Raw genomic sequence first — 2,731 nt, 5'->3', positions numbered from 1 at the left:
CAGACCATTGGCAAAGCCGAAGCCCTCCAGCCCGCTGAAGCCACATTCTGCCTGGGTCACGGCACCGGCCGCCGCCAGCAGGTTGAGTTGCTGCGTGTTGGCGTGAAAGATGGCGTGCAGCTCGCGGCGCCGCTGGCGCAGCAGCTCCCGGCCGAAGGCGATGGCGTCCGAGCCGACCGGCAGGGCCGCACCACTGGCGTACTGCATGCCATCCCAGGTGTAGCGGCGCACTGCTTCGGCCAGGGTAATCAGCTTGTTGGTGGGCATTCGTCCATCTCTTCAGTCGGCATGTGCAACCCGCTGTGCCGTTGCCGGCACGCCGGAGCCTTCGGTCAACAATCGGGCCAGGTCGCTGCGCAAGTCGGCGGCGCTCTGGCCAAACGGGGCCAGGCCGCGCAGGCGGCCAGCGGCATCGAAGAGAAAGATGCCGGCGGTATGGTCCACTGTGTAGCCCGCGCTTTCCGACGGCCTTTTCTCGGCGACTAGCTGCAACTGCCCGATCAGCTTTGCCGTTGCCTCGGCGCTGCCGCGCAAGCCGAGGACGGGACGTCCGCTGGCGGGGTGGAACGCCGCGACATATTCCTTGAGCAACGCCGGGCCATCACGATCTGGATCGAGGGTGGCAAAGAGCACCTGCACTTGCCGGCGCTGCGGCGGTGGCAGGCCTTCGACGGCGGACTTCAGGTCGATCAGCGTCGTCGGACAGACATCGGGGCACTGCGTATAGCCGACCGAAAGGGCCACCACCTGGCCGCGGAAATCGCTCAGGTGTCGCTCGCGCCCATCGCTGGCAGCCAGCGCAAATTCCGGGTAGAGTGAACCGGTACCCCTTGAGTGGACGCCAAGAGGCGAGGAGCGTTATCCACGGCCGGCCGGTTCGGTCGCTTGCGACGAACCGGAAACCGGCCGGCGGTGGATAACGCGGCGCTGCTCACTGCCATGTTACTCCAGCGGTTGTCGGGGACGAGTACTGTGCCAGCGCTGCTCGAAGGCCGCCGGCGACAGGTTGCCCAACGACGAGTGACGACGTTCGGTATTGTAGTAGCCGATGTACTCGACCAGCGCCCGCTGGGCTTCGGCACGAGTTCGGAAGTGTTCGCCGTGGACGCACTCGACCTTGACCGTGCCGTTGGCCGATTCCATCGGGGCGTTGTCCCAGCAGTCTCCCTTGCGACTCATGGAAACAGTAATCCCGCGCGCCTGCAGGACCTTGCGATAGTCACCGGCGGCGTATTGCGAACCGCGATCGGAGTGATGCACCAAGCCCGACGCTGGGTCACGCCAGCCCAGGGCGACCCGCAGTGCGGCCAGCGTCAGTTCCTGCGGCATCGTATCGCTCATCGCCCAGCCAACCAGCTTGCGCGAGAACAGATCCATCACCAAGGCCAAATATAGCCAGCCCTCGTCGGTCGGGACGTAGGTCAGGTCCGCCAACCACTTCTGGTTCGGCGCGGTGGCCTCGAAATCACGTTCCAGGACGTTCGGCGCGACCGGGTGGGCATGCTTCGAGTCCGTGGTCACCACGCGGAACCGGCGCCGCTGACGACTACTCAGATCATGCAGGCGCATGAGGCGCCCGATCCGCTTCTCATTGACCGGTCGACCCAGCACTGCGCGCACCTCGGTCGTCATCCGCCGGCGACCATAGCGACCCCGATGCCGGGTCTGGGCGCGACGAATTTCCGTCACGATCTGCGCTTGCTCGACCGCGTGCGCCGAGGGTGCCCGTGAACGCGCCGCGTAGAACCCACTGGGCGATACCCCCAGCAACTCGCACATCGGCCGCACGGGATAGGAGTCGAGATGCGCTTCGATCCACGCGTACTTCACATCGACTCCTTGGCAAAGTACGCCGCCGCTTTTTTTAGGATCTCTTTCTCCATCCGCAGCCTGGCGACCTCTTGCCGCAATCGCGTCACCTCTGCCTGCAACTCATTCACCGGCTGTCCGGCCGACGCCCTGACCGGCGGGGCGCCCTTGCGCGCCCGCAACACCCAGTTCGCCAACGTCTTCGCCGACATCTCCAACGACCGTGCCACCGCCGGAATGCTCCGCCCACCGTCGGTCACCTGCTGCACTGCCGCCGCCCGAAACTCCGGCGTGTAACTCCGATTCACTCTCTTCATGTCCAACCTCCACAAGGTCAAAATACCATACCTCGTGGCGTCCATTTTTCGGGTACCAGATCATCCTGCCGCGGCAATGGTGTTGCCTCAATACAAGCTCGGCGTGCCATCTGAGTTGGCCGGTCGACGCCCTGACATTCGTGCGGCCGAAGCGCGCTTACATCAGGCAACTGCGGCGATAGGCGAAGCCCAGGCCCAGCTTTATCCTAGTGTTCGCCTTGGTCTTCGCTTCGGTTTGGATTCCTACGAAGCTGGCAAGTTTGGTGATTGGGGTAGCCGCTTCTGGTCTATCGGTCCGAGTTTGGATTTGCCGATTTTCGATGGTGGCCGCCGTCGTGCGACCGTGACGCTACGAGAACTGCGCCAGCAGGAAGCTGCTATCGAATTTCAACGGACGGTATTGAGGGCTTGGCAGGAAGTTGACGATGCATTGACGTCCTATGCAGCAGAACAGGAACGGCAACAGCGCCTTCTTGTTAAGGCTCAAAGCAGTGCTGATGTCTATCAGTTGGCACAAGCTCGGGAGCGTGCCGGGTTGGTCGATTACCTCAATGTTATCGACGCCCAGCGTACCGACATTCAAGCAAGGCGTGACGTTGTTGCAA

Annotated in this window: 3 protein-coding genes and 2 pseudogenes; 1 reads left to right on the top strand and 4 read right to left on the bottom strand. The window is 63.3% G+C overall.

Features of this window, described 5'->3' with window-relative positions; translation table 11 throughout:
* The 4 genes and pseudogenes from RKP46_RS16100 to RKP46_RS16085 all read right to left on the bottom strand — a co-directional run.
* Window positions 1-267 (bottom strand): annotated as a pseudogene (locus RKP46_RS16100) (CoA transferase subunit A); the annotation flags it as partial.
* A 12-nt stretch (window positions 268-279) separates the two neighbouring features.
* Complete coding sequence (locus RKP46_RS16095) at window positions 280-798, bottom strand: SCO family protein (RefSeq protein WP_311107554.1); 519 nt, start codon at window positions 796-798, stop codon at window positions 280-282.
* 144 nt (window positions 799-942) lie between these two features.
* Window positions 943-1,830 carry an IS3 family transposase gene (locus tag RKP46_RS16090; RefSeq protein WP_311107553.1) on the bottom strand — a complete coding sequence of 296 codons (888 nt, stop codon included), beginning with the start codon at window positions 1,828-1,830 and terminating at the stop codon, window positions 943-945.
* Complete coding sequence (locus tag RKP46_RS16085) at window positions 1,827-2,126, bottom strand: transposase (RefSeq protein ID WP_311107552.1); 300 nt, start codon at window positions 2,124-2,126, stop codon at window positions 1,827-1,829. Before RKP46_RS16085 ends, RKP46_RS16090 begins: the two co-directional genes overlap by 4 nt.
* A 73-nt stretch (window positions 2,127-2,199) precedes the next feature.
* On the opposite strand from RKP46_RS16085, the pseudogene RKP46_RS16080 reads away from it, so the two are divergent.
* A pseudogene (locus RKP46_RS16080) lies at window positions 2,200-2,731 on the top strand (TolC family protein); the annotation flags it as partial.

This window comes from Accumulibacter sp., assembly GCF_031732815.1.
GTDB lineage: Bacteria > Pseudomonadota > Gammaproteobacteria > Burkholderiales > Rhodocyclaceae > Accumulibacter.
Note: the sequence above shows the minus strand (reverse complement) of the source record. Positions and strands in the feature narration are given on the sequence as shown.